This is a genomic window from Pseudomonas sp. TYF_14, assembly GCF_043105275.1.
Classification (GTDB): domain Bacteria; phylum Pseudomonadota; class Gammaproteobacteria; order Pseudomonadales; family Pseudomonadaceae; genus Aquipseudomonas; species Aquipseudomonas alloputida.
This window is the reverse complement of sequence record NZ_JBICLK010000086.1, coordinates 304181-329860: the sequence shown is the minus strand read 5'-3', so window position 1 is coordinate 329860 and position 25680 is coordinate 304181. Positions and strand designations below refer to the sequence as shown.

At 60.7% G+C, this 25680-nt stretch carries 18 protein-coding genes; 12 read left to right on the top strand and 6 right to left on the bottom strand.

Translation table 11 applies throughout. From position 1 onward, the window contains the following. Positions 1–35 precede the first annotated feature (35 nt). From ACF8O8_RS24265 to ACF8O8_RS24255, 3 genes are all read left to right on the top strand, one after another. Positions 36–992, top strand: coding sequence for a glycosyltransferase (locus tag ACF8O8_RS24265; protein ID WP_003249439.1), 957 nt, complete (start codon positions 36–38; stop codon positions 990–992). Between the two features lie 65 nt (positions 993–1057). Then, positions 1058–1831, top strand: coding sequence for a glycosyltransferase family 2 protein (locus ACF8O8_RS24260; RefSeq protein ID WP_010955517.1), 774 nt, complete (start codon positions 1058–1060; stop codon positions 1829–1831). A 37-nt stretch (positions 1832–1868) separates the two neighbouring features. After that, a complete protein-coding gene (locus tag ACF8O8_RS24255) occupies positions 1869–2960 on the top strand; it encodes a glycosyltransferase (protein ID WP_020191476.1) in 1092 nt (363 codons plus the stop codon). A gap of 3 nt (positions 2961–2963) precedes the next feature. On the opposite strand, the gene ACF8O8_RS24250 is transcribed toward ACF8O8_RS24255, so the two are convergent. Next, positions 2964–3569, bottom strand: coding sequence for a hypothetical protein (locus ACF8O8_RS24250; RefSeq protein ID WP_003249444.1), 606 nt, complete (start codon positions 3567–3569; stop codon positions 2964–2966). Positions 3570–3669: 100 nt separating this feature from the next. Between ACF8O8_RS24250 and ACF8O8_RS24245 the strand changes: the two genes are divergently transcribed. The 3 genes from ACF8O8_RS24245 (at position 3670) to hldE (ending at position 8221) form a co-directional block, all read left to right on the top strand. Next, positions 3670–4845 carry an O-antigen ligase gene (locus ACF8O8_RS24245; RefSeq protein WP_010955514.1) on the top strand — a complete coding sequence of 392 codons (1176 nt, stop codon included), beginning with the start codon at positions 3670–3672 and terminating at the stop codon, positions 4843–4845. A gap of 15 nt (positions 4846–4860) precedes the next feature. Beyond that, on the top strand, positions 4861–6669 hold the full coding sequence (gene msbA, locus ACF8O8_RS24240) for a lipid A export permease/ATP-binding protein MsbA (RefSeq protein WP_010955513.1): 1809 nt from the start codon (positions 4861–4863) through the stop codon (positions 6667–6669). A 130-nt stretch (positions 6670–6799) separates the two neighbouring features. After that, positions 6800–8221, top strand: coding sequence for a bifunctional D-glycero-beta-D-manno-heptose-7-phosphate kinase/D-glycero-beta-D-manno-heptose 1-phosphate adenylyltransferase HldE (gene hldE / locus ACF8O8_RS24235; protein WP_003249449.1), 1422 nt, complete (start codon positions 6800–6802; stop codon positions 8219–8221). Positions 8222–8302: 81 nt separating this feature from the next. On the opposite strand, the gene ACF8O8_RS24230 is transcribed toward hldE, so the two are convergent. The 4 genes from ACF8O8_RS24230 to ACF8O8_RS24215 form a co-directional block, all read right to left on the bottom strand. After that, on the bottom strand, positions 8303–9271 hold the full coding sequence (locus tag ACF8O8_RS24230) for a metal ABC transporter ATPase (RefSeq protein ID WP_350298510.1): 969 nt from the start codon (positions 9269–9271) through the stop codon (positions 8303–8305). Between the two features lie 58 nt (positions 9272–9329). Continuing rightward, on the bottom strand, positions 9330–10142 hold the full coding sequence (locus ACF8O8_RS24225; protein ID WP_010955511.1) for an aldo/keto reductase: 813 nt from the start codon (positions 10140–10142) through the stop codon (positions 9330–9332). After that, the gene (locus ACF8O8_RS24220; protein WP_392510611.1) at positions 10139–11314 is read right to left on the bottom strand and encodes an NAD(P)/FAD-dependent oxidoreductase; all 1176 of its coding nucleotides are present in this window, start codon (positions 11312–11314) and stop codon (positions 10139–10141) included. Before ACF8O8_RS24220 ends, ACF8O8_RS24225 begins: the two co-directional genes overlap by 4 nt. Before the next feature lie 88 nt (positions 11315–11402). Beyond that, positions 11403–11735 carry a multidrug efflux SMR transporter gene (locus tag ACF8O8_RS24215; RefSeq protein ID WP_004577390.1) on the bottom strand — a complete coding sequence of 111 codons (333 nt, stop codon included), beginning with the start codon at positions 11733–11735 and terminating at the stop codon, positions 11403–11405. An 86-nt stretch (positions 11736–11821) separates the two neighbouring features. Here ACF8O8_RS24215 and ACF8O8_RS24210 point away from each other — a divergent pair, with 86 nt between their 5' ends. From ACF8O8_RS24210 to ACF8O8_RS24185, 6 genes are all read left to right on the top strand, one after another. Then, entirely contained in the window at positions 11822–12712 is an 891-nt protein-coding gene (locus ACF8O8_RS24210; protein ID WP_003249460.1) for a LysR family transcriptional regulator, read from the top strand. Positions 12713–12723: 11 nt separating this feature from the next. After that, positions 12724–13995 (top strand): lipid IV(A) 3-deoxy-D-manno-octulosonic acid transferase, encoded by a 1272-nt coding sequence (gene waaA / locus ACF8O8_RS24205; RefSeq protein ID WP_392510610.1) that lies wholly within the window; start codon positions 12724–12726, stop codon positions 13993–13995. A 238-nt stretch (positions 13996–14233) separates the two neighbouring features. Then, positions 14234–16378 (top strand): type I secretion system permease/ATPase, encoded by a 2145-nt coding sequence (locus ACF8O8_RS24200; RefSeq protein WP_392510609.1) that lies wholly within the window; start codon positions 14234–14236, stop codon positions 16376–16378. Continuing rightward, positions 16375–17793, top strand: coding sequence for an HlyD family type I secretion periplasmic adaptor subunit (locus ACF8O8_RS24195; RefSeq protein ID WP_392510608.1), 1419 nt, complete (start codon positions 16375–16377; stop codon positions 17791–17793). Before ACF8O8_RS24200 ends, ACF8O8_RS24195 begins: the two co-directional genes overlap by 4 nt. A gap of 26 nt (positions 17794–17819) precedes the next feature. Continuing rightward, positions 17820–18593: a hypothetical protein gene (locus ACF8O8_RS24190; protein ID WP_392510607.1), complete on the top strand. Its 774-nt coding sequence runs from the start codon at positions 17820–17822 to the stop codon at positions 18591–18593. Between the two features lie 5 nt (positions 18594–18598). Continuing rightward, on the top strand, positions 18599–24010 hold the full coding sequence (locus ACF8O8_RS24185; protein WP_392510606.1) for a S8 family serine peptidase: 5412 nt from the start codon (positions 18599–18601) through the stop codon (positions 24008–24010). A 130-nt stretch (positions 24011–24140) separates the two neighbouring features. Here the strand turns inward: ACF8O8_RS24185 and ACF8O8_RS24180 are convergent, their stop codons facing one another. Next, positions 24141–25574, bottom strand: a complete 1434-nt coding sequence (locus tag ACF8O8_RS24180; RefSeq protein ID WP_010955503.1) for a TolC family outer membrane protein — start codon at positions 25572–25574, stop codon at positions 24141–24143. Between the last annotated feature and the right edge of the window lie 106 nt (positions 25575–25680).

Sequence of the window (25680 nt, the reverse complement as noted above, 5' to 3'; positions counted from 1 at the left end):
TTGACCGCGAAGGCGCAGAGCGCCCAAGGAAAGCAATGAAAGTCCTATTTCTGGTGCAGAAGGAACAGCGGGCGATTCTTGACCGCCTGTACGATGGCGTCGCGGCCAACTGCGAGTGCGACCTGCGCTGGCTGACCAGCCAGGATCAGCGCAACCTGCGCCGTTACTTCAAGCGTGAGGTGCAAGTCGAGCGCTATGACCGCATCGTGTTCTTCCTGCGTTTCAAGCAGGAGATCCGCCAGGTGGCCTTCATCCGCACTGTGCCGAACCTGGTGATTCTCGAGCACGACGCCTACCAGAACTACATCCCGTGCAAGTACACCGGCAAGTTCAGCGCTCATTACCGCCAGTTGCCATGGGCGCGGGTGATCAGCTCCGGCTACATGGTCAGCGAGCGCTTGCGCCAGGAAGGTTTCGACGCGGTGTTCGTGCCCAAGGGCTATGACGAGCAGTTGCTGGCCGACCAAGGGCGTGAGCGTGATATCGAACTGGCCTTTGTCGGCAGCGTCAACAGTGTGGCCTACAGCGGCCGCAAGGCACTGCTGGACGAGTTGGGGCAGGTCGAGAACCTGTTGGTAACCCGTACCAAGTCGGGCGAGGACTACTGCAACACGCTTAACCGTATTCGTTTCTTCGTCAGTGCCGATGTCGGCATGGGCGAATACATGATCAAGAACTTCGAAGCCATGGCCTGTGGCTGTGTGTTGCTGGCATACGACCAGGGCGAGGAAGAGAACCGTGCGCTGGGTCTGCAAGACATGCACAACGTGGTGTTCTATGACAACATCCCGACCCTTCAGGAAAAGCTCCGTCGTTTGCGCGCGAACCCCGAGCTAGCCCGGCAGATTGCAGAAAATGGCCGCCATCTGGCGGTTTCCCGTTTTAGTTTCGGCGCAGTTGGACGTAGCATCGTCGACCACATGCGCCCGGCGCTCAGGCCCCACCCGCCATTGTCTGCATGGCAGCGGCTGCGTCTGAAGCTGGGCATCTAAACAAGAGCTTTCACGCCCAGGAGCGGGTTGTTGAAGGCCGATAGTCGTAATGCGGAGGGAATCCGGTGCGCTTTTCAAATGAGAGTGACGTCACGCTCGTCGTGACCAGTTGTGGGCGGTTCGATCTGCTCAAAGACACCCTTGAGAGTTTCGATCGCTACAACACCGCGCCCATTCGCGAGGTATTCATCACCGAAGACTCTGGCGACGATGCTGTGCATGCCGCTGTGCCGGCGCACTGGAAGCCGCACTGCAAGGTGTTCGTCAACCGGCCCAAACTTGGCCAGTTGCCGTCTATCGACCTGGCCTACAGCCAGGTCAAGACGCCGTACATTTTTCACTGCGAAGACGACTGGCAATTCTATCGCCAAGGCTTTGTCGAAGACTCGCAGGCCATCCTGGATGTCAGTCCCAACATCTTGCAGGTCTGGTTGCGCAGCCATGCCCACGACCTGGCCATCCACAGCCCGTACATCCACTTGGGCGATCGCCAGGTGATCGCTGGGGTGCCGTGCTATCCGCTGCTGTCCGACAAGGCCGAGTGGCAGGCGTTCTCGCTCAACCCTGGGCTGCGCCGATTGAGCGATTACCAGCGCTGTGCGCCATTTGCCGCCTATGCTGGAGAAAAGGCGCTTTCCCGCCGCTACGCTGAGTTAAATCTGACAGCGGTCACCTTGGAGGGTGACGCAGTATTGCACACTGGATTCGGCAATCACGTGACCTTGCCCATTGAAGTGGAGCGTAAGGCCAAGCGTCGTCAGCGTGATCGGTTGAAGCTGGCATTGACGCTGGTTGCGGGGGCCTTGATCGGCATGGGAATCACCATTTTTGTTCAATGAAGTCGCTGTCCCACCTGACTTGAGCGGGAGAGGGCCCATGAACATCGTCAATATGATGTGGGCGGGTGGAACGCCGTACATGTCCATCCACAAGGTGCACCGGCAGGTCTTGTCGAACGCGGGTGCCGATGCCCGGATCAGTAACTGGCTGCTGCTGGGGAGCGGGCTCTGCTGTGGGCTCGGTTCGACCCGGGAATGGCATATGCCCTCACGTGCGCTCAAAGGGCGGCACTTGTGGCGCTTGCTGCGCCCGTGGCTGCGCATGCGCTTGCGCAAGGCATTGGCCGAGGCCGGGGCAGAAGTGGTGCTGCTCGATGGTATTGGCGTTGCCCGGTTGGTGCTGCCGTTGTTGCAACGCATCGGGCACGTACGTGCCAAGGTCCTGTTCCATGGCAAGACGCGTCTGCATGCCAGCGATATCCGCTTGTTGCAGAGTTTTCCGTCCGAGCGTCTGAGTATCGCGGCGGTATCACAGACGTTGGCCGAGTCGCTGGAGCGTGACCTGGGCAGGCCGGTGCAGACGCTGCGCATGGCGCTCGACCCGCTTGCATTCGTCGAGCCTTTGCTGAACCGGGATCAGGCCAGGCAGGCGCTGAAGTTGCCTCAGGACGCCGAGGTGATGCTGGGTGCGGTAGGGCGATTGGTAGAGAGCAAAGGCTTCGAAATGCTGATCGAGGCATTCGCCAGGGCCAGTGCACGGCAACCGGGCTTGCAGCTGGCGATCATTGGCGAGGGGCCGCAGCATGCCGTGCTGCAGCAGCGTATCGACGCGTTGGGCCTGGCCGAGCGCGTTCATCTGCGCGGTCACCGCGAAGACCTGCAGCAGCTGTATCGGGCATTCGACTGGCTATTGGTACCTTCGCGTTCCGAAGGCCTGGGGCTGGTGGTGCAAGAGGCGGTGATGGCCGATGTACCGGTGGTGTGCAGCGACCTGGAAGTGTTTCGCGAGCAGTTGCGCGACACGGGTGGCTACCTGCCGGTTGCCGACGAAAGCGCCTGGGCTGAGGCGATCGAGCGCTGTACGGCGCTCAGTGCATCGACAATCGCCGCTAAGCAGCGCCAGGCACTGGCACCGGAGCAGGCCTGGCAGGCGTTCTGCAGCGGCTCGCAGAGCCTGTTGCGCAGCTGACCTTCAGCGTGTCAGCAAGGCTGCCTCGAAGGCGGCAAGGGGGAACCGGTCGCCCAGGTTCTCCCGCTCGATATAGCGCACCATGTGCTGCACATTGCGTCGAATCATGCGGGCCGACAGTGGCGGGCGCAAAAAGCGCATGTCGGCCACGTCGATCAAGCCCAGACGCTGATCGGGGGTGACCACCACGTTGCCCAGGTGCAGCGAGCGGAAATAAACACCGCTGCGGTGCAGCTGACGGATCAGTTCGATCAGGCGTGGCAGGTAAGTGTCCCAGCTGAAGCCGTCATCGCGCGACATCTGCAGCAGCGTTCGCCCGGGTAGCGGGCGATACAGCACCGCAGTGCGGCCCGGCAGGTCGAGCTTGTGCTGGCTGATCACTTCGAGGGTAGGGATGCCCAGTTGCGCCAGGCGCGCGGCGTTATCGACGAAGCGCTGCGAGTAAGGACGTAGCAGTGCAGATGAAATCAGACGCTTCCTACGAAAAACCTTGAGGAAATTTCCATCTGTGAGCAGGTAGACTTTGGCGCCATGGCTGTCTGCCTCAAGCACCTGTGCGCCGAGTGTCAGCTGATCGAAGTCGACCTGGGTGAGCCGGGAGCATTGCATGAATAGAGCCTTGTCGTCTGGCGAGCAAAATGACCGGCAATAATGCCGAAAATAATGCTGTAGCACCATGGATGGTGTTTCTGATTCATCGGGGGAAAGGATGTTGTATCAAAAAAACTGGGCACAAGCGTGGTTAGGTTTGGGCCTGGTCTGGTTCCTGGCGGCGATTGCCCTGGCACCCAGCAACAAGGTTTATCAGCAAGGTCTGGTGTTGTTCTTGTGGCTGCCAACGCTGGTATTGGCCTGGTCGGCCCGAGGTGTGCTGGTGCAAGCCTGGAGGCGGCAACCGGCGCTGTGGGGGAGTGTGCTGCTGCTGTTGGCCTGGAGCGGGCTGAGCCTGGCATGGTCGCCCGCCGAGGAGCCCATGCGCGAGCTCAAGCGCTTGCTCTACATCCTGGTGTTCCTGCTGGCGTTTCCGCTGTTGGCCCAGCTTGGCCAAGCCCGCATTCGTCAGTTATTGCTGCTTGGCAGCGCGCTGCTGGCCATCGCTGCGTTGGTCTCCATCATCAAGTTCTATGGGGTGCAGCGTGCGCCTTTGCTGTTCAGGCTGGCGGGTATCGGCGAGATATCCCACCCCATCCTGGGGGCTTATGTCATTGGTTCGGCCTTGCTCTTGATGCTCTACGAGCCACCTCGGCGACGTGGCTTGCAGTTGTTGTGGCTGGCGGCACTGGCTTGCCTGGGGGCCTTCGCCATGCTCAGCCAGAGCCGTGGTGCGGTTCTGGCACTGGTGATTACCGTGGTGATGGCGCCGTTGTGGTTCCGTGACCGCCACAGCCGGGTGTTCTCTGTTCTGGCTCTGCTTGCCACCGGCCTGGCCTTTTTGGCCGTGTACGACGTTATCGCCCAACGGGGCTCGTCCTACCGGCCGGAAATTTTCCATGCCGTGGTTCAGATGATTGCCGCGCACCCTTGGACTGGTCTTGGCCTGGGGGCTGATTACGAGGTGAGCGCCGTCGGCATGCACTTCGATCACACCCACAACATGTTCACCCATGTTGCCGTTGAGATGGGCTTGCCCGGCATGTTGCTGTGGGTAATGGTGTGGCTGTTCACGCTGGGCGAAATCGTGCGCGCCCGCGGCACCCTGTTCGGCAAGGTCCTGCTGGGCTTCTGGGTCTACTCGACCCTGGCCATGCAGTTCGATGCCGCCAGCCTCACCGGTACGCCACGTGCCGAATGGTTCATCAGCTGGCTGCCGGTGGGCCTTGCCATGTTGCTGCCATGGGGGCGTGCCGAAAATGACGCCTGTGGTAAAATTGCCGGTTCAACCTGAACAGCGAGCTCGATAATGGCCGAAACACCGCGACCAGCGGAGCACACCTCCAGCCTGAAGATCTACTTCCGGCTGTTGAGCTATGTGAAACCCTATGTCGGCATTTTCCTGCTGAGCATTGTCGGTTTCGTGATCTTTGCCTCGACCCAGCCAATGCTGGCCGGCATCCTCAAGTACTTCGTCGATGGGCTGAGCAACCCCGAAGCGGTATTGTTCCCCAACGTCCCCTACCTGCGCGACCTGCAACTGCTGCAGGCGGTGCCGCTGCTGATCATCCTGATCGCTGCGTGGCAGGGCCTGGGCTCGTTCCTCGGCAACTACTTCCTGGCCAAGGTCTCTCTGAGCCTGGTGCATGACCTGCGGGTGGCATTGTTCAACAAGCTGCTGGTGTTGCCCAACCGCTACTTCGACAACCACAACTCCGGGCACCTGATTTCGCGCATCACCTTCAATGTGACCATGGTCACCGGCGCCGCTACCGACGCCATCAAGGTGGTGATCCGCGAAGGCCTGACCGTGGTGTTCCTGTTTGCCTACCTGCTTTGGATGAACTGGCACCTGACCCTGGTGATGGTCGCCATCTTGCCGGTGATTGCGGTTATGGTCAGCATCGCCAGCAAGAAATTCCGCAAGCAGAGCAAGAAAATCCAGGTAGCCATGGGCGACGTCACCCACGTTGCCTCGGAAACCATCCAGGGTTACCGCGTGGTCCGTAGCTTCGGTGGCGAGGCCTACGAACAGCAGCGATTCGGCCAGGCCAGCCAGAGCAACACCGACAAGCAACTGCGCATGACCAAGACCGGCTCGCTGTACACGCCGATGCTTCAGCTGGTGATCTACAGCGCCATGGCTGCGCTGATGTTCCTGGTGTTGTTCCTGCGCGGGGACTCTACTGCTGGTGACCTGGTGGCGTATATCACCGCTGCCGGCCTGCTGCCCAAGCCGATTCGCCAGTTGTCGGAAGTCAGCTCGACCATCCAGAAGGGCCTGGCAGGTGCCGAGAGCATCTTCGAGCAACTGGACGAAGCGCCTGAAGTGGACACTGGTACGGTCGAGAAGGAGCGCGTGGAAGGGCGCCTGGAAGTGCGTAACCTGAGCTTTACCTACCCGGGTACCGAGCGTGAAGTGCTGAGCGATATCAGTTTTGTCGCCGAGCCCGGGCAGATGATCGCCCTGGTCGGCCGCTCCGGCAGTGGCAAGTCTACCCTGGCGGCCCTGATTCCACGCTTCTATCATCACGACAAGGGGCAGATCCTGCTCGATGGCGTGGAGATCGAGCACTATCGCCTGCGTAACCTGCGTCGCCATGTTTCGCAAGTCACCCAGCATGTCACCCTGTTCAACGACACCGTGGCCAACAACATCGCTTATGGCGATCTGGCCGGCGCGCCGCGCGCAGACATCGAAGCCGCCGCGGCCGATGCCTATGCCAAGGAATTCGTCGACCGGCTGCCAAAGGGCTTCGATACCGAAGTGGGTGAGAACGGTGTACTGCTTTCCGGTGGCCAGCGCCAGCGCCTGGCAATTGCCCGTGCGCTGCTTAAAAACGCGCCGTTGCTGATCCTCGACGAAGCGACTTCGGCGTTGGATACCGAGTCCGAGCGGCATATCCAGGCCGCCCTGGACCATGTGATGCAAGGCCGTACCACGCTGGTGATTGCCCATCGCCTGTCGACCATCGAGAAGGCCGACCAGATCCTTGTCATGGACCAGGGCCGCCTGGTCGAGCGCGGTACTCACACCGAGCTGCTTGCGGCTAATGGCCATTATGCCCGTCTGCATGCCATGGGGCTGGATGAGCCGGCCAAGGCCGATATCACCTGAACCCTCCTTGATCGGGGCCGTCATGGCCCCGATTGTCACGGGAATTTTCCAGGGATGATCTGGCCATAAAGCCATTGACTACCCTGTGCTAATATCCTGCCCCTGTTCATTATTTCCATATGGGTTGCCCATGAAGTTGTCCATGCCGCGTTTCGATCAAGCCCCGGTACTGGTGGTCGGCGATGTCATGCTCGACCGCTACTGGCATGGCGGTACTTCGCGTATTTCGCCTGAAGCGCCAGTCCCGGTGGTCAAGGTCGATCAGATCGAGGATCGCCCCGGCGGCGCGGCCAACGTTGCCTTGAACATTGCTGCGCTGGGCGCGCCGGCTTCGCTGATCGGCGTCACCGGCCAGGATGAGGCTGCTGACAGCCTGGCCAACAGCCTGCAGGCTGCCGGTGTCCGTTCGGTGTTCCAGCGCATCGCGCACCAGCCGACTATCGTCAAGCTGCGGGTCATGAGCCGTCACCAGCAGCTGCTGCGTATCGATTTCGAAGAGCCGTTCGCCACCGACCCACTGTCGCTGGGCGCGGAGGTCGACAGCCTGCTCGAAGGCGTCAAGGTGCTGGTCCTGTCCGACTACGGCAAAGGCGCACTGAAAAATCACCAAAACCTGATCCAGGCGGCGCGGGCCAAGGGCATTCCGGTGCTGGCCGACCCCAAGGGCAAGGACTTTTCCATCTACCGTGGCGCCAGCCTGATTACCCCGAACCTCAGCGAGTTCGAGACCATCGTCGGCCGTTGCGTCGATGAGGCCGAACTGGTCGCCAAGGGCTTGCAGTTGCTGCAGGACCTGGACCTGGGCGCCTTGCTGGTCACCCGCGGTGAGCATGGCATGACCCTGTTGCGTGTTGGTCAGCCGGCGTTGCACCTGCCTGCGCGGGCACGCGAAGTGTTCGATGTGACCGGTGCCGGCGATACTGTCATTTCCACCCTTGCCGCGGCCATTGCTGCGGGTGAGGACCTGCCCCATGCGGTGGCCCTGGCTAACTTGGCAGCGGGCATTGTGGTCGGCAAGCTGGGTACGGCTGCCATCAGCGCCCCTGAGCTGCGCCGGGCCATCCAGCGTGAGGAAGGCTCCGAACGCGGCGTGCTGGGCCTTGAGCAACTGCTGCTGGCCATTGATGACGCGCGGGCACACAACGAGAAGATCGTCTTTACCAATGGCTGCTTCGACATCCTGCATGCCGGGCATGTCACTTACCTGGAGCAGGCGCGGGCCCAGGGTGATCGCCTGATCGTTGCGGTAAACGACGATGCCTCGGTAAGCCGCCTGAAAGGGCCGGGCCGGCCGATCAACAGCGTTGACCGGCGTATGGCCGTGCTGGCCGGTCTGGGCGCGGTGGACTGGGTGATCAGTTTCCCGGAAGGCACCCCGGAAAACCTGCTGAGCCAGGTCAAGCCGGATGTGTTGGTGAAGGGGGGCGACTATGGCATCGACCAGGTGGTGGGGGCTGATATCGTCAAGGGCTATGGCGGCACCGTGAAGGTGCTGGGGCTGGTCGAGAACAGCTCGACCACGGCGATTGTCGAGAAAATTCGCAAGAACTGATCTGACCTTGGGGCCGCTTCGGCGGCCCTCTGCAGGGGCGGGTTTACCCGCTCCTGCAAGCAGGTGAAAGCTTTCGGGATGTCACTTGTTCAGCGAGGACCGCGCCCGCTCCAGCAGCGCTCGCGCCTTGTCGCCAAACCGTTGCAAGTGCGACGCCCGTGCGGGCTTGCTTTCCACCAACCCCTGCTGCTTCACCCAATCCTTCCAGCGTACCCGTTCATCTGCCACCACCCAGCCTTCCTGCCGGGCAAAACTTTCTGCCAGGTACAGCCCACGCGTACTCGCCGGCACCAGCTCATCCTTTTTCAGCGTGTACAGCTCTGCCAGTGGCTGGCCGTCCTTCAATGGCATCAGGTACAGGTCGGGCCGTTTGCGGTTGAGCCGCGCCACCAGCTGGTCGCCCTCCAGCCGCTCGTCAACGTGGAACAAGCTGAGTTTCTTGGCGTCCCGGGGCACTTGCAGGCGCATGTCATAGATCAGCTGTAGCGAAGCGGTGGGCAGGTGCACATAGGCCCGTGGGCGCTCCAGTAGCATCAGCTTGCCGCAATGCACCGGGCGTGCGGCACCGGACTCCGGAGCCAGCACGAAGTGGGGTGTTTCGCGGTAGTGCAGGGCGGCGGCGTAGGGTACGGGCAGCCAGGTGTCGTTGAAGCGCCCGCCCAGCCAGCCTTCCGGGGTTTCCAGCAGGCACTCCTCGGCCACTTCCTGTACGGCCGTGTGCAACGGCAGGTTCAGCTCCTGCGCCGGTACATAACCGGAAATCAGTTTCAGCACCACATCGCCACGGTCTTGGCGGCGCTGACGCACCAGTACCCAGTAATCGCGGTTCTGCCAATGCAGCGTGAGGCGCACTGACACGCCCAGGTTGGCCAGTTCGACCACGAAGTGTTGTGTATCGGGTAACTGGATGGCCTTGCGCCGTTGCTGGGTCTGGGCAAAGTTCAGCGGCATGCCGATGCTTTGGTAAATCAAGCCTTCGGGCGTGGCCTCGACATGCAGTGGCAGTGTCTTGAAGTTGCTCGGGTTCTTGCGGATCAGCGTTCGCGCCACGAGGCTCCTCCTTGCGTCGGGTCAGTCTTCAGTCCCTGAGTCGGGAGCCTGAGGTAACTCAATGCTGGCCCAGGATACGGGCGACGGTGGCCACGTTGTGGGCCAGGTGCAACGGGTTGATGGTGCCGACAATAGCACTGCTGACACCCGGGTGGGCGAACAGCAGCTCGAAGCTGGCCTGCACCGGGTCGACGCCCGGGGCCAGGCAGATATGCCCGCTCGCCAAGGCCTTCTTTACCAGGATGGCCTTGCCGTGTTCGGCAGCGTAGTCCAGCACCGGGCGTTCTGCCTGTTCGTTGAGGTTGTAGGTGACCATGGCGCAGTCGCCTTGCTCCAGTGCCTTCAGGCCGCCGGCGACGGTCTTGCCGGACAGCCCGAAACCGAGGATCTTGCCCTCCTGCTTGAGTTCGGCCAGGGTCTGGTAGACCTCCTGCTGTTCGAGGATGGCCAGGTCGTTGCCGTCGGAATGCACCAGCACCAGTTCGATGCGGTCGGTTTCGAGCCGGCGCAGGCTGCGCTCCACCGAGCGGCGGGTGTGGGCGGCGCTGAAGTCGAAATGCGACAGGCCTTCCTCGAACTCTTCACCGACCTTGCTGACGATTACCCATTCATCACGTTGGCCGCGCAGCAGCGGGCCCAGGCGTTCTTCGCTGTGGCCGTAGGCCGGGGCGGTGTCGATCAGGTTGATGCCAAGCTCGCGGGCCTGAGCCAGTAACAGGCGGGCGTCTTCATCGCCGGGGATAGTGAAGCCCGTGGGGTACTTCACGCCCTGATCGCGACCCAGCTTGACCGTGCCGAGGCCCAGTGGCGAGACCTTGAGGCCGGTGCTGCCCAGCGGGCGATGGAATGCGTGCAGGGTTGGCAGGCTCATGGCAGCAGTTGCTCCCAGGCCGGTACGCCCAGCGGAGGGCGTGGCAGGTCGGTCAGGTCGGCCTGTGCTTGTGGACGAATGCCGTCGCGCTCCAGGTGGCTGATCACCCGGTCGCTGAAGTCCGGTGCCAGCGCCAGTTTGGTAGGCCAGCCCACCAGCAGGCGCTGCTTGTCGGCAAGGAAGGCGTTGTCCGGGCGTACCAGGCCGGATTGTGCCGGCTCAGCGCGATCGACGCGCAGTGTGGCCCAGCGCACCAGGCTCTGGTCGACCCATGGCAGCAGGCTGGCGATTTCCTTCTGTGCTGCAGCAATCTGCGCTGCAGGCTCGCGCGCCACGCCATCGGCTTCGGCCAGGTCCCCACCGAGGTACCAGACCCACTGGCCATCGGCTGCCGGATGGGTGGTTACCGTTACCCGCGGCTTGGGCCCGCCGCCGAGGCAGTGGGCGTACAAAGGTTTGAGGTTCGGGCCCTTGGCCATGACCATGTGCAGCGGGCGGGTTTGCATGGCCGGCTGATCCAGGCCCAGCGCCTGCAGCAAGCCTTCGGTGCCGGCTCCGGCACTCAATACGATGCGTTGGGCACGGATTTCCCGGTCGTCCACGCGCAGGCCGACCAACGCATTACCTTCACGCAAGGGTTCGATGCGTTCACCTGCCAGCAAGGACTCGCCGGCCAGCTCGGCCAGGTTGGCCAGCAGGCTCGGGACATCGACCACCAGTTCCGCCAGGCGGTACACCTTGCCCTTGAACGCGCGGTCCTGCAGTGCCGGTGGCAACTGGTCACCCTTGACCTGGTCGACCCGGCCGCGCACGGCCTTGCTGGCGAAGAAGCTTGTGAGGTTGCCGGCCAAGGTGCCCGGCGACCACAGGTAGTGGGCATCGGAGAGCAGGCGGGTACGACTGAGGTCGAGTTCGCCGTTGCCGGCCAAGGCCTCGCGCCAGCGGCGCGGCATGTCGGCGATGGCTTCCGAGGCGCCGGTCAGGGCGCCGTGCAGGGCGTATTTGGTGCCGCCGTGGATGATGCCCTGCGACTTGATGGTCTGCTCGCCGCCAAGGCTGGCGCGCTCCACCAGCACTGTCGAGTAGCCCAGGCGGCGCAGGCGGGCATTGAGCCAGAGGCCTGCGACCCCGGCGCCGACGATCAGCACGTCAGTGGAAATGGCAGATGGCATGGCGGTACCTCGAAGACTGGGACAGCTGGCAAGTATACAGGCTATACCTGAGATGGCCCTATCGTCGGCGAGCCCCGCACACGGGCTCTCAATGCCCAGCGGTCTTCGAGAACAGCTGAATCACCACCACGCCACCCACGATCATGGCCATGCCAAGCATTGCCGGCATATCCAGCTTCTGCCCATAGATCACCAGCGCCGCCACACTGATCAGCACAATCCCCAGCCCCGACCAGATGGCGTAGGCAATCCCCACCGGAATGCTGCGGACCACCAGCGTCAGCATCCAGAACGCAATGCCATAGCCAACCACCATCAGCAGCAGTGGCAACGGCGTGCTCAGGCCTTTCACCGCCTTCATCGAGGCGGTGGCGATGACTTCGGCGCAGATGGCAATGGCGAGGTAGGTATAGGCATTCATGGCAGGATCCTCCGTTACTGAGCGGGCATTCTAGACGTTGCCTGGATGGGGTAAAGTCATTACCTATCGATATGGTAGATAGGTTGATGGCCGAGCAGTGGAACCTTGAACAATTGCGTACCTTTCTGCGCGTTGCAGAACTGCGCTCGTTCTCCGCGGTGGCACGTGAGCAGCACAAAGCCCAGTCGGCGATCAGCAGTGCCATCGCGCTGCTCGAAACCGACCTGGGGGTCACTCTGTTCGAGCGCAGCAGCGGCCGGCAACCGAAATTGACTGAAAACGGCAGCGCCTTGCTGGAGGACGCCCGCGAATTGTTACGCCAGTGCGAACGCCTGGATGGCCGCGCCCTGGCCCTGATGCGCGGGCAGGAGGCCTTGCTGCGGGTCGCGCAGGACGAAGCCATGCCGTATCAGCCGGTGATCGACAGCCTCGACGAACTGGCGAGCCGCTACCCGTTCCTGGAGGTGCAACTGGCCAGCGGAGCCCAGGGCGATGTGGCGCGCAAGCTGGTGGAGCGGCGCGCCGATCTGGGCCTGTTCTTCCTCCACGAAAGCATCCCGGCTTCCTTGGAACGCCGTGCCTTGGGCAGCGTGGAGATGGTCACGGTGTGCGCGGTCGGCCACCCGCTGGCGGGCGAAGGCCGGGTCACCCGCCAACAATTGGCCCGCCACCGGCAGTTGCTGATCACGCCACAACAAAGCGGTTACCCCGGCGGTGAAGCGATCAGCCCGCAGGTATGGCGTGCCGACAGTTTCTACGCCATGGCCGAACTACTGATGCGCGGCCTGGGCTGGGCCTGGTTACCCCGGCATGTGGTGCAGTACCCGACCTACCAGGCGCACATGGTCGAACTGGACAGCGACTGGCGGCCGCCGGCCTTGGTGGCAGAGCTGGCCTGGCGCCGCGATGAACCTCTGGGCCCGGCCGCGCAGTGGCTGGCCGAGCGCTTTGCAGTGCACCTTCGCGCGATCGGGTAGACTTAGCCGCCATGAACAGAACTCTCTATACCTTGCTGTTTCACCTGGGCCTGCCGCTGGTTGCGCTGCGCCTGTATCTGCGCGCGCGCAAGGCACCGGCCTACGGCCAGCGTATCGGCGAGCGCTTTGCTTTCAAGCTGCCGGCCATGCGCCAGGGTGGTATCTGGGTACACGCGGTATCGGTGGGCGAGAGCATTGCTGCCGCACCCATGGTGCGTGCCTTGCTAAAGGCTTACCCGGAGCTGCCGATCACACTGACCTGCATGACCCCTACCGGCTCTGAACGCATTCGCGCCCTGTTCGCCAACGAACCGCGCGTGCAGCATTGCTACCTGCCCTACGACCTGCCTTGGGCGGCGGGGCGTTTTCTCGATCATGTGCAGCCTAAGCTGGGCATCATCATGGAAACCGAGCTTTGGCCCAACCACATTCACCAGTGTGCCAGGCGCGGCATTCCGGTGGCGCTGGCCAATGCGCGCTTGTCCGAGCGCTCGGCCCGTGGCTATGGGCGCTTTGCCAGGCTGACCCGGCCGATGCTGGCCGAGATGAGCCTGATTGCCGTGCAGACCGAAACCGAGGCCCAGCGCTTCAGTGACCTGGGTGCACGCCCTGAGCGCGTGCAAGTCACCGGTTCGATCAAGTTCGACCTGACGATCGACGAACAGCTGCTGCCGCGCGCCAGGGCATTGCGTGAACAGTGGGGGGGCGGCCAGCGCCCTGTGTGGATTGCCGCCAGCACCCACGACGGTGAAGATGCCTTGATCCTGCAGGCGCATCGGCAGTTGTTGCAGGTGCATGGCGATGCCTTGCTGATCCTGGTGCCGCGCCATCCCGAGCGCTTCAATGCAGTGCATGCGTTGTGCAGCGAGCAGTTCACCACCGTGCGCCGCTCTGCCGGCACGCTGGTCGATGCGCAAACGCGGGTATTGCTGGGCGACACCATGGGCGAACTGCTGTTCCTGTATGCCCTGGCCGACATTGCCTTCGTCGGTGGCAGCCTGGTGCCGACCGGTGGGCACAATCCGTTGGAGCCTGCGGCGCTGGCCTTGCCGGTGCTCATGGGGCCGCATGTGTTCAACTTCCTCGAAATCAGCGCGATGCTGCGCGAGGCGGGTGCGTTGCAGCAGGTGGATGATGCTGACGGGCTGGCCGGCGCGGTGCGCCGTCTGGTGGAACTGCCGCAGGACGCCCAGCGCATGGGCGAGGCGGGCAGGGCGGTGATGCGGGCCAATCAGGGGGCTTTGCAGCGATTGCTCGAGGGTCTGGGGGCCTTGATCCGCTGATAACCGACATATCCACTGAAAGACCCGGTCTAGAGTGGATATGTCTGATTCTGGTTATTTATTCCTACGGCGTAAGTTGTAACTTCCTACACTGGATTTCTCGCCGTTAGGAAACTTCCTACGAATAGACTTTAAAAGTCAGAAGTGTCACACGCTTGCGTCGGAAGCTTGTAGGACGTTTGTCCTATTGCTTCGGGCTAGTATCGCCTCATGTCCGGTTTTCATAAGAGGTGGCGTGATGGCTGATTTATCTGATGGCAATGCCAACACTATTGAAAGTGGGCTGGTGTGTCTTATCACGCTGGCGCGTTACCATGGTGTTGCCGTCTCTGCCGAGCAGTTGCAGCACGATCATGCAGCAGCGGGTGAGCGTTTCTCCACCGGCCCACTACTTCGGGCATTTCAGCAACTTGGCCTCAAGGCCAAACACCGCAGCGTCGATCCGGCCCGGCTGCAGCAGACGCCCTTGCCCGCTATTGCAGTGGATACGCGTGGTGAGTACTTCATCATCGCGCGCGTGGAGGGCGAGCAGGTTCTGGTGCAGGACCCCCATTCCCGCGCGCCGCAAGCGCTGACCCTCGCGGAACTGTTGGTGCGCTGGTCGGGAGAACTCATTCTGGTTCGCTCCGATGCCCAGTTGCCCCTAGGGCTGTCGCGCTTCGACTTTACCTGGTTCATTCCTGCTCTGGTGAAGTACAGGCGGCTATTTGGCGAAGTGCTCGTGGTTTCCCTGGTCATTCAGATACTGGCTTTGCTGACGCCTTTGTTCTTTCAGGTGGTAATGGACAAAGTCCTGGTGCATCGCGGTTTGACCACGCTGGATGTTATCGCCTTGGGTTTATTGGTCGTCGTTCTGTTTGAAACATTGCTGAGTGGGTTGCGTACCTATGTGGCAGCTCATACAGCGTCAAGAATCGATGTCGAACTGGGTGCAAAACTGTTCAGGCATTTGATCGATCTTCCAACCGCCTATTTTCACGCCAGGCGAGTCGGTGACTCGGTTGCCCGAGTGCGAGAACTGGAGAACATCAGAAGTTTCCTGACCAACAACAGCATCACGCTAGTGCTGGATGTGCTGTTCTCGGTGGTCTTCATCGCTGTCATGTTCCTCTATAGCGGATGGTTGACGCTGGTCGTCGTTGGCTCGCTGCCTTTCTATTTTCTCGTATCCCTGGTCGTTACTCCGCTACTGCGGGCGTTGATTGATCAAAGCTTCCAACGCGGCGCCGAGAACCAGGCTTTCTTGGTCGAGGCGGTCAACGGCATCGACACACTGAAGTCGATGGCCGTGGAACCTCAGGTGACCCGGCGCTGGAATGATCAGTTGGCCGCTTATGTATCTGCCAGTTTCAAGACCCAGAACCTTTCCAGTCTCGCCAATGAAAGCGTCGGCCTGATCGGCAAGCTTGTCACGGTAGCCACCTTGTGGCTGGGGGCCCGGCTGGTCATCGAAGGCGCACTCACGGTGGGCGAGCTGATCGCCTTCAACATGCTCGCAGGGCGCGTGTCGCAGCCCATCATCCGCCTGGCCCAACTCTGGACCAGCTTCCAGCAGACAGGGGTATCGATTCAACGCCTGGGCGACATTCTCAACACCCGTACCGAGGTCAACCAAGGCAAGGGCACGGTGCTGCCCACACTTGTCGGGCAGATCGAGCTCGATCGTGTGTGTTTTCGCTATCGGCCGGACGGGGGCGAAGTGGTGCGCGATGTCAGCCTGAAGATCGCCGCCGGAGAAGTGATAGGCGTTGTAGGTCGCTCGGGGTCAGGCAAGAGCACGCTGACACGCTTGATTCAGCGGCTGTACTCACCTGAGCGGGGGCGGGTATTGCTCGACGGTGCTGACCTGGCGGTAGCCGATGTGGCGTCACTGCGTCGGCAGATCGGCGTGGTGTTGCAGGACAACGTGCTTTTTCGGCGCACCGTGCGCGAGAACATTGCCCTCGGCAACCCAGCAGCACCGCTTGAAGAAGTAATCGCCGCAGCGACGCTGGCGGGTGCGCACGAGTTCATCCTCGAATTACCGGATGGCTACGAAACCCTGATTGGTGAGCACGGCGCCAGCCTGTCGGGTGGGCAGCGACAGCGCATAGCCATCGCCCGAGCGCTGTTCGGCAACCCACGCATCCTCATTTTCGACGAAGCCACCAGTGCGCTGGACTATGAGTCCGAACGGATCATCCAGCAGAACATGGCGCGGATTTGCGCGCAGCGCACGGTCATCATCATTGCCCATCGGCTTTCGGCAGTACGCCATGCCGACCGCATCGTGGTCATGGAGCGTGGGCAGATCATCGAGCAAGGGACTTATGATGAGCTGCTGGGTTATCCACAGGGCACCTATGCCTACCTGCATCAACTGCAGCTCGGGGCCGCCGTATGAGTGTGGCGTTCAAGGACCTTGCCGAGCGCTACCGGGATGCGTGGAGGACGGCATGGCGAAAGCGCCGGAGCATGGACGGCCCCGTACGTGAGCCCGACGAACTGGCCTTTTTACCTGCGGCACTGTCCTTGCAGGAAACGCCAGTGCATCCCTTGCCGCGCTACCTGCAGTGGAGCCTGCTGATGTTCATCGGGCTGGCGCTTGCCTGGGCTTGCATCGGTGAGATCGATGTCATCGCCAGTGCCGAAGGCAAGATCGTGCCCAGTGGCAGGAGCAAGTTGATACAGGCCAGCGAAGTCGCGGTGGTGCAGTCGATCCACGTCGTCGATGGCCAGCCGGTGCGCAAAGGTGATGTGCTGGTCGAGCTGGAAGGGCAGTTGACCGAGGCTGACATCAAGCGCCTGGGCAGCGAACTGCTGGCTGCACAGATCGACCAGGCCCGCGCCAGCACACTGCTGAGTGCGCTGGACGGCGATGTGGCACCTGCCTCCCTGGCACCCTTGATACCGCAGGCCACGGCCGCGCAGCAGGCAGGCGCGCAGCGCTGGCTGGAGGGGCAATACCTGGAGTTGCAGGCCACGCTGGAACAGGCCGATGCCGAAATCGGTCAACGCGCTGCCGAAATCCGTTCCGCCCAGGGCCGGGCTGACGCGCTCCGGCAACTGTTGGTGATCACCCGCCAACTGACGGCGGATTACAAGCTGTTGTTCAGTGAATCGGCGGTGGCCAAGCACACCTACCTGGAAAAGGAGCAGGCCCGCCTGGAGCAGGAACGCGAACTGGCTCTCCAGCGCTCGCGCATCGACGAACTGAACGCTGCACGGCTTGCTGCTCAGCACCGCCGTAGCGGTGCCATTGCCCAACTGCGCAGAGCCATGCTCGACCTTCACGGTGAGGCGCAACGGCGCATTGCAACCCTTGAGCAGGAGTTGAACAAGGCCGAGCAGCGGCATCGCCTCAAGGTACTGACATCCCCCGTTGACGGCACCGTCCAGCAGTTGGCGATCCATACACAGGGCGGGGTGGTTACACCCGCGCAGACACTGATGGTCATTGTGCCGACGGGCGAGCCGGTGGAAGTGGAAGTGAAAGTCGAGAACAAAGATATCGGCTTTGTTTTTCCGGGGCAGCCAGTGGAAGTGAAAGTTGAGACGTTCACGTTTACCCAGTACGGGGTTGTCCCGGGGGTGGTGGAGAGTATTTCTGACGATGCCATTGAAGATGAGAAGCGAGGGTTGGTTTATAGCGCTCGAGTCCGCCTGGGTAAGGAAATAATGCGTGTAGGAAAACAGGATGTTCCGTTGACGGCGGGTATGTCAGTGCGTGCGGAGGTTATTACGGATAAGCGCAAGGTTATAAGTTATTTTCTAAGGCCTTTGCGGCGACATGTGCAGGAAAGTTTAACGGAGCGCTAAGTGATTACTTGTGAGGGTGATAACAGATGGACGCGAATCGGCTACGAGAAAAAAGCGGCTGGAGAATGCTGTACGAAATTATATGGAATGCACTGAGGGTTAGCGCAGCGGTCGCGTTGTGTCTTCCCGCGAGCTGTGTTGCTTTAGCAGTGGCGACTGTTGCTTTAAGCGAGAAATCGAAGCCGGTCGCACCCCCTGCGCCAAAAGTATGTGGTGTGGTGTCCGGTGTTATGTATGAGTTTTCAAGCGAATATGTTCCTTTCTGGCCGGAATATGAGGGTGAAGGAAATTATAAGAGAGGTTCTGGCGGCGTTGATAGAGGGTGTAAATCAAATTTATATTCTTTAAGTCTGGCCATGAACTGGCCTGAGTTAACGCCCGGAAATTATTTCTCAGAGACGTTTAGTGGAATCGTAGTGACGCTTGAACCATGGCCCGCTGGTGAGAGGGGACTGCGCGAAACCTTTGATTTTTTCATTTCCGAGGCAACTTATAAGCAACGAGAGGCCAAGGTGTTTGATAGACAATTAGGTTTGAATCGAGTGGAGGGTGTTGATAGCGTTTTCCCCAATTCACCACGGATGATTTTCTGGTCTGAAAGAAATGGGTACATGGAGCAAATTGGAAGGTGTAGTTGGAGTAAGTATAGGTCTAAATACCATCGGTGTCATTTTAGATATTTACTGGGGGGCAGTAAAGCTATTGTAAAGATTGATTTTGGATGGGACGAATTAAGCGAGTGGGGTGAGATAGCGTCGCGTGTAAAAATCTTCTTAGTTTCTAATGGTATACAAGGATAATTTTTATGATGAAATTAAGCCATTCTGATATCGAGCTTGCAAGCGAGTTGTTAACAAAAGAAGGTCCGTCGGCAATGTATGATAAATTAGCCGAAAAAGGTGATAAATATGCGGTGCTCGCAAATGGTGTGGCTCGGGGGAACAGCATTGCAGGTGTGGCGGCGATAAACTACATGAAAGGCGTAGCCGCAGAAGCGGGTATGCCAATGCGCGATGAAGATGTTGAAATCATCCGTTTTAATATGGCTAAGGAGTATCTGAATGCGTTAAAGGCGCATACGGTGGATGGTTTTGTTTTAGGGCCAATACCTCAAACTGCTATAGCGAATTTCCATAAGCAAGTATTTGAAGGTTCCGGATATCCTGAAAGCGCTTGGACCCTTTATCCCATATTTTTAGGATTGCCAGAAGAAAGTAAACAGATATATTGGGGACTGGTTTTGTCCTCTGCGGGGGATCCCGCGAAGGAGCTAGAGCTGGCAGGGCGTACCCATGCTTTTATGAGCCAAAAAAGTGTGTTGGGTTCAAAAGAGGTAATTGGAGCTGCTAGAAAGTGGTTTCATCATATCGAAGCACCCACGGGATGGTTCGATCTTGCGTCAACTACTTTCGACAAACTGGTTGATTTTTTCATACATCAAGATACTGGTTTAGGTGGAGGTGCATCAGACGCCTCAATCAAAATCGAAATCACCCCCACAACCGAATCCCGCCGCGACCTCCAAGGCCAGGACGATATCCGCAATGACGTCTCCAACGGCTACGTCGATCGTCGCCTGACCCACAGTATCGCATTCACCGACAGCACCCTCGACAACACCGACTTCACCTCCGCTCAGTTGGGCAGTTTGGCCAGCGGTGGTGTTCGCCCCGGCGAGCTCCAGATCGACCCCAACGTGCGACCCAATCAGCACCTGGCTCAGTTCTATCGTGATGGCAATGAACAACCGGATTTCAGCCTGCGCAATGCCGTGGTACTCAACGGGTTGGCAGCAATGACTACGGTGAACACGTTTGTCGACCCGCTCTTGCTCGACCTCAGCGGCAAGGGCGTTGGCCTGACGGGTATCGAGGAGGGCGTACTGTTCGATATCGACAACAGTGGTTCACTGCGCCGCACCGGCTGGGCAGACCGGCTGAGCGGGATGCTGGTGCATGACAACGGTACTGGCCAGGTGAGCAACGTCAGCCAGCTGTTCTCCGAATACTACGGCGGCAAGGCAGGCAGCGACGGCAGCTCTGGTGAAACACCGTTCAAGGATGGCTTCGCCGCCCTGGCAAGTGTTGACGCCAACGCCGATGGCGTCATCAACGTTGAAGACGCCGTCTGGGCGCAATTGAAGGTGTGGGTCGATGGCAACCACGACGGGCGTGCCGATGCCGGTGAGCTGAGGGCATTGCAGGAGCATGGCATTAGCCAGATCAAGCTCGGCCAGGTCGAGCCGGTAGGAGAGGTGCGTCAAGGTAACGAGGTCATTTCCCGAGGCGCTTTCACTGTCAATGGTGAGGACCGGGAAGTACTGGCGGTGAGGTTTCTTGCCGATACCGTCGGTAATCGGATCGAGGCCCAGGAGGGTGGCACTCTACTGACTTCGTCAAGCGGGCCCACTTCCCGAAGGGCCTACATCAGCCAGAGTGCTCAAGAAAGCACGCTGGACGCCGCAGCGCTCGGCGTACAGACGCTGTACGGCAGCGCGGGCGATGATGTCTTGACCGCGGCTCCAGAGGGCAGTTGGCTGGTTGGTGGCGGTGGCAGCAACACCTATCACGGCGGGGCGGGCGACGATGTATTCGTGATCAGTGCCAGCGACGATTGGGCGAACATGCAGGGCAATGGTGGGCGCGACACGGCACTGATCGTGGGGGAGCATGGCGTTGGGCTGAACATGGCCAAGGCCGGGCTGACCATTGCGCAAGGCGGGCGGGGTAAGGACATCATCGCCAGCGGCGGTCAACGCGGAGTATTCATCAAGGGCGGCTCGGGCGACAGCTTGCTGATTGGCGGGGGCGGCAACGATGTGCTTGTGGGTGGTACAGGCCGTAACGACATCATCGGTGGTACCGGCAAGTCGGTGATCTATGCGGGCCCCAAGGGGGATCGCATCCGGGCCTCGGCGGGCGGAAGTATCATTTACGCCGGTGGTGGCGCTGATCGGATTACGGGCGGTGCTGCCGATGACGTGATCGAGGCCGGACGCGGCGATGCCACGATCGACGGAGGCGCGGGCACCAACCTGGTCAGTTTGCATGGTGCTCACGACGAGTACCTGATCACACGTACCGAATCGGGCCACCTGATCACCGACACCGTGGCGGGACGAGATGGCCGCCTGAGCCTGAGCAACATCCAGAAACTCAGCTTCGCCGACATTGCTGCCATCGATCTTCTCGGCCGGGGAGCCATGCCAATCGGCGACAGGCTCTCGCCTGAGCAACTGGCTACATTCGCCACCACTGACACGGCGCTGATAGTCCCTGCAACGGCGCTGCTGGGCAATGACCAGCCACTTGGCAGCAGCGGGCCATTGCGCATCGCCTCAGTCAGCGCTGGCAAGGGTGCAACAGTGCGGCTGAATGAGCAGGGTGATGTGGAGGTCACGCCGTTGCCAGGCCATGACGGTGATGTCAGTTTCCGCTACGACTTGGTCGATGCTGCCGGCAACGCCTCCATGAGTGTGACCGAGGTGGGCAGTGCTGCATCAGCACCCTTGCGGGCAACGGTAACGTTGCGCCATGAACAATCCCCCGCTGACCCGCTGTCGGGGCGGCAGTGGTATCTGGACGAGATCAATGTCGCGCCGGTATGGCGTGACTTCACGGGCAAGGGGGTGAGGATAGGGCAGTTCGAGCCGGGTGGGGAGTTTGCCGTGGCGCCGGAAATCTTCGACATCGGGCACCCCGATCTCAAGCCGAATATCGATCCCATCTGGCTGCAAACCCAACGCACCAATGGCACGCTGCCCGCTCTGGCGTCCAATCATGCCACTCAAGTGGCTGGGGTCATGGTTGGCGCGCGCAATGATCAAGGAGGGATCGGCATCGCATATGAGGCGAAGATCGGCGGGCACTACCTGGCCAACAAAGGCGATGACCTGACCAATCTGGGGCAAATGGTCAACTACGACATAGCCAACAACAGTTGGGGTTTCAAAACGGACTTCGGACTTACAAATGTTCCAGAAGGAAAAGTCGATACTGCTCTGGCGCTGGCATTCAGCACTACGCTTGCCGCCACCAACGGCCGTGGCGGGCTAGGCACCATCGTCGTCGCCTCTGGTGGCAACCAGCGCCATAAAGGCGGTAATGCACAGGGCTCGCTGACCAACAACAACCGCCACGCCATTGAAGTGGCGGCCATCAACGCAAAGGCAGACCTCTCGGTACTGCAAGCTGCCACGGCACCCTTTTCCAATCCAGGCTCCAGCTTGCTGGTCGCTGCACCGGGGAGCCATGTTCTATCCAGTGGCGTCAGCCTTGAAGCGGAGCGCGGTGCGTCGGTCGGCAGCGCCTACAGCACGACTCAGGGCACCAGCTTCGCCGCGCCGATCGTCTCAGGCGTGGTGGCGTTGATGTTGCAGGCCAACCCGGGGTTGGGTTACCGGGATGTTCAGCAGATCCTCGCACTGTCTGCGCGCAAAGTGGATGACGCATCAACCCAATGGGCTTACAACGCAGGGCGCAATTGGAATGGCGGTGGCATGCACGCCAGCCACGACTACGGCTTTGGCATGATCGACGCCCGCGCGGCGGTGCGCCTTGCCGAGTCCTGGGGGAGCCGGGCGACCAAGGCCAATGAACGGCTGCTGACAGCCAGCAGTGAACCAGTGGCTCAACAGGTTGCGGCGGGGCAGGTTGCGACTTTGTCTTTGACCCTGCCGGCTGATTTGCTGGTGGAGCATGTGGAGGTCGATGTCCACTCGATGGTCGGCCGCCTTGGCGACATGACGCTCACGCTGGTGTCGCCTGGCGGCACGCGCAGCGTACTGCTCGATCGCACAGGCAAGGCGCCGGGCTCTGGTGATGACGATCTGGGCGATTCGCGTTCAGGGGCGTTCAAATATGGGTTCATGTCGACCCATCATCGCGCAGAGCGCTCGGCTGGGGAGTGGAAGCTTGAGGTGCGTAATGCTGTTGCTGGCTTACCGTTAACGCTTGATCGCTGGACGCTGCGCCTCGTCGGCAGCCCCGGCACCACCGATGATGTCTATTACTTCACCGATGACTACGCGAACCTGGTGGCAGAAAACCCAGGGCGCGCGAAGCTTGACGATGCCATCAGCGGCACCGCTGGCGGGCGCAATACGTTGAATGCGGCTGCAGTAAGTCGCAGTATCTCGGTGGATCTGGCCAGCGGCAGCGCCAGTATTGCCGGTGCGGCGCTCACCATAGCCCCTGGTTCGGTGCAAAACCTTATCAGTGGTGATGGCGACGATACCTTGATCGCCGGGCCCGCCGGGGCATTACTGGATGGTGGCCGTGGGTACAATCTCCTCAAGGGGGGTGAGGGTACCGACCGCTTTGTCATCCACAGGCGTGCAGGCGGTAACGATGTACTCAAGCAGTTCGAGACTTCGCGTGAGGTGATCGACCTGGTCGGCTTTGGTGGTTCAGGGTTTGCTGACTTGCAGATGCAACAGGACGGCAATTCGACTGTGCTCGACCTTGGCAGTGGGCAGAAGCTGACGCTTGCGGACACTACGATTGCTGAACTGCGGTCAGCGAACTTCCGTTTCCTTGACGCTTTCACCGCTGCGCCAGGTTATTTCGAGGGCAGCCCTGAAGAGCAGACGACCCCGCCTGTCAGCGCGAATGTTCTGCTTACCGGTGGTGCAGGTGGCGTGTCGCTTGCCAGTGACGCATCCGGGCAGTTGGTGGCTTCTTTGGCAGGCACGATATATTCCCCGCCGACGGTTGCGCCCAGCGTGTTTCTGGTGACAAAACAAGAAGGTGTGAGCGATTACAAGAACACCCTTCGGGGGTTCCGACACGGTATCGACAAGATTGACCTGACCCAGGTAGGCATCAGTCGCTTCGAGGATCTGCACGTCAGCAAGGTCCAGCGCTTCAAACTCAATGACTTTGCGCAGATTCACGGTGTAGCCGTTGATACCCAGGCAGTGCCGGGGCAGGAAGGTATAGTGAAGATGCTGTACCTGGATGCGCTCGAAGTTGCGCAGGTGACAGCGGAGGACTTTATCTTTGCGCAGCCGGCAATGGTCACATCTGAAGCGGTTGCCGTGCCAGAAATTTCCGCCCTTTCAGCAGGGTCATCGCTGGTTGCTGTCGAGCACTCGCTACCGAGCCTGGGGAATCTTGTTGACGCAATGGCTGCGTTCGCCCCTGAACCTGCGGGGCCTGTGCTTATCGGTGATATGTCGGCTCAACGCATCGACTCGACGATTGCCGTAGCCGCCTAGGCGTTGTCGTTCAGGGCTGGAGTGATATTGAAGGCCTATCGCCAGCAAGCCAGCTCTCACAGGTGCATCATGCCTTCAGGCCTGGCACCGTGTGGGAGCGGGCAAGCCCGCGAAGAGTCCAGCCCCTATCTCAAGGCCTGCGCTCGAAGTTCTTGGCCGCTGCTGCCGCCAGGTCCGGCGGCAGGAAGTCCTTGTCCGGGTTGTAGTCAGGTTTCAGGTAGCGCTTCAGGTCCTGCAGGTCTTGCGGGCTCAGGGTGCCGGCTGCCTGCTTCAGGCTCAGGTTGTCGAGAATGTAGTCGTAACGGCTATTGTTGTAGTCGCGCACCGAGGTGTACAGCTGGCGCTGGGCATCAAGCACGTCGACGATGTTGCGGGTACCGACCTGGTAGCCGATTTCGGTGGCTTCCAGCGCGCTCTGGTTGGAAATGATCGACTGTTTGCGCGCCTGTACCTGTTCCACATCGGTGTTCACTGCGCGGTGCAGGTTGCGGGTGTTTTCCACGACCTGGCGGCGCAGGCTTTCACGCTGCTGCTCGCTCTGGCTCAGGCGCTGGTAAGCCTCGCGTACCTGCGAGCTGGTCAGGCCGCCGCTGTAGATCGGTATGTTCAGTTGCAGGCCAACGCTGGTCTGCTCGACGTCGCCGCTGTAGCGCACCCCCAGTTGCGATGGGTTGGTGAAGCCAAGGCTGTCGTTGTCACCCTTCTGGTACTTGGCCACGGCGTCCAGGGTCGGTGCATGCCCGGCCTTGCGCTGACGCAGGGTCTCTTCTGCGGCAGAAACCGCGTAGTTGGTGGCCAGCAGGTTGAGGTTCTGGCGCCCGGCGGTTTCGACCCAGGCTTTGGCATCGTTGGGCGTTGGCACTTGTACCGGCAGGCTATGTACCACGCCCTGGATAGAGGTGTACTCACGGTTGGTCAGGGTCACCAGGGCCTCGAAGGCATCCTGCACCTGGCGTTCGGCGATGATCCGGTTGGCCCGTGCAGTGTCATAACTGGCTTGGGATTGCAGCACGTCGGTCTTGTCCGAAAGGCCCACGTCGAAACGCTCGTTGGACTGATCCAGCTGGCGCTTGAAGGCGGCTTCTTCTGCCTTGGTGGCGGCCAGGTTGTCCTGGGCGCGGAGGACGGCGAAGTAGTTTTGCGCGGTTTGCAGGATCAGGTTTTGCTCGGTCGCCGACAGCTCCAGGGCTGCCTGTTCGTTGACTGCTTCGGCGGCTTGCAACTGGAACCAGCGATCAGCGCGGAAGATCGGCTGAGCCAGGGTCGCGCTCCAGGAGTTGCCGCTGCGATTGGACGTGATGGATGGCTCGTCCAGCTTGGTGCGGGTGTTCATCATCTCGGCACCGGCCGACAGGTTTGGCAGCAACCCGGCGCGGGCCTGCGGCACCACTTCGCGGCGCGCCCCGTAATCGGCGCGGGCTGCAGCCAGGTCGGCGTTGTTGTCCACTGCTTCCTGGTAGACGCTGACCAGATCGGTTTTGACTGTCGAGGGCACGTCCGCTGCCCAGACCACTCCGTTGGACGCACAAGACACGGCTATCGCCAGTGAGAGTTTGCGCAGCATAGAGGCAATCCTTGTACGAAATTTAATTACTGAACTGTTGAGTATCGAGCGATGGGCCAGTGTAGTGCCATGCGCACCCGGCAACAATCGCTCGGTGTGCCTTTCA

Excerpts from the sequence above, each read along its gene's own strand:
- ACF8O8_RS24265 (WP_003249439.1), top strand. The coding sequence starts at position 36 with ATGAAAGTCCTATTTCTGGTGCAGAAGGAACAGCGGGCGATTCTTGAC.
- ACF8O8_RS24255 (WP_020191476.1), top strand. The coding sequence starts at position 1,869 with ATGAACATCGTCAATATGATGTGGGCGGGTGGAACGCCGTACATGTCC.
- ACF8O8_RS24250 (WP_003249444.1), bottom strand. The coding sequence starts at position 3,569 with ATGCAATGCTCCCGGCTCACCCAGGTCGACTTCGATCAGCTGACACTC.
- ACF8O8_RS24245 (WP_010955514.1), top strand. The coding sequence starts at position 3,670 with ATGTTGTATCAAAAAAACTGGGCACAAGCGTGGTTAGGTTTGGGCCTG.
- msbA (WP_010955513.1), top strand. The coding sequence starts at position 4,861 with ATGGCCGAAACACCGCGACCAGCGGAGCACACCTCCAGCCTGAAGATC.
- hldE (WP_003249449.1), top strand. The coding sequence starts at position 6,800 with ATGAAGTTGTCCATGCCGCGTTTCGATCAAGCCCCGGTACTGGTGGTC.
- ACF8O8_RS24225 (WP_010955511.1), bottom strand. The coding sequence starts at position 10,142 with ATGAGCCTGCCAACCCTGCACGCATTCCATCGCCCGCTGGGCAGCACC.
- ACF8O8_RS24220 (WP_392510611.1), bottom strand. The coding sequence starts at position 11,314 with ATGCCATCTGCCATTTCCACTGACGTGCTGATCGTCGGCGCCGGGGTC.
- ACF8O8_RS24215 (WP_004577390.1), bottom strand. The coding sequence starts at position 11,735 with ATGAATGCCTATACCTACCTCGCCATTGCCATCTGCGCCGAAGTCATC.
- ACF8O8_RS24210 (WP_003249460.1), top strand. The coding sequence starts at position 11,822 with ATGGCCGAGCAGTGGAACCTTGAACAATTGCGTACCTTTCTGCGCGTT.
- waaA (WP_392510610.1), top strand. The coding sequence starts at position 12,724 with ATGAACAGAACTCTCTATACCTTGCTGTTTCACCTGGGCCTGCCGCTG.
- ACF8O8_RS24200 (WP_392510609.1), top strand. The coding sequence starts at position 14,234 with ATGGCTGATTTATCTGATGGCAATGCCAACACTATTGAAAGTGGGCTG.
- ACF8O8_RS24195 (WP_392510608.1), top strand. The coding sequence starts at position 16,375 with ATGAGTGTGGCGTTCAAGGACCTTGCCGAGCGCTACCGGGATGCGTGG.
- ACF8O8_RS24190 (WP_392510607.1), top strand. The coding sequence starts at position 17,820 with ATGGACGCGAATCGGCTACGAGAAAAAAGCGGCTGGAGAATGCTGTAC.
- ACF8O8_RS24185 (WP_392510606.1), top strand. The coding sequence starts at position 18,599 with ATGATGAAATTAAGCCATTCTGATATCGAGCTTGCAAGCGAGTTGTTA.
- ACF8O8_RS24180 (WP_010955503.1), bottom strand. The coding sequence starts at position 25,574 with ATGCTGCGCAAACTCTCACTGGCGATAGCCGTGTCTTGTGCGTCCAAC.